Raw genomic sequence first — 530 nt, 5'->3', positions numbered from 1 at the left:
GTCAGTCGAAAGTTATGTCAAAGTCAAATCATAAGAGTAAAGAACAACCAGATATTGTAAAAGCCTTACTGTGGGCAGCTTTTATTTGGCAGTCTTTTCTTATTGCCTTATTAATTATTTTTTAAAATACATTCCCGTTACAAAACTTATAACATTGGTTAGTACTAATAGTAGTAAAGCAATTTTTACTTGTTTTTCTTGAATTAAAGTCTTTCCTGTATATATCTTTATTATCCAATACCTTATACAACTTAAATTAAGTAAAATTTTTACCGTTTTCTCTTTTGTTCTAAATCTAAGGGCATATTTATAATCTTTAATAGGGAATTCATTTTTTTTATAATAATATCTTTTTAAAGTAAAATCAACGTCTTCAATATCGAAAAAGCCAATCATTGGAATGTCTCTGTCAAATGTGATTTGATTAAGTTTTCTGTTTTGTATTTCTACCGTACAGTCAAGGAAGGAAACAACATCTTTTTTATATTTACCTTTTATATCCATTCTTCTCGTCTTTACTCATGTGTTGG

The 530-nt window shown here is 27.4% G+C and carries 1 protein-coding gene; it reads right to left on the bottom strand.

The window, feature by feature from the left end; all coding sequences use genetic code 11:
- Positions 1-114 precede the first annotated feature (114 nt).
- Positions 115-504, bottom strand: coding sequence for a hypothetical protein (locus ACFQ0I_RS17310; RefSeq protein WP_379944248.1), 390 nt, complete (start codon positions 502-504; stop codon positions 115-117).
- Between the last annotated feature and the right edge of the window lie 26 nt (positions 505-530).

Origin of the sequence: Mariniflexile aquimaris (genome assembly GCF_042676825.1) — a bacterium.
Taxonomy (GTDB): Bacteria; Bacteroidota; Bacteroidia; order Flavobacteriales; family Flavobacteriaceae; genus Mariniflexile; species Mariniflexile aquimaris.
This window is presented reverse-complemented; position numbering and strand designations above follow the sequence as displayed.

What these genes read in the sequence shown, in the direction of transcription:
- ACFQ0I_RS17310 (WP_379944248.1), bottom strand. Translation starts at nt 504, where the DNA reads ATGGATATAAAAGGTAAATATAAAAAAGATGTTGTTTCCTTCCTTGAC.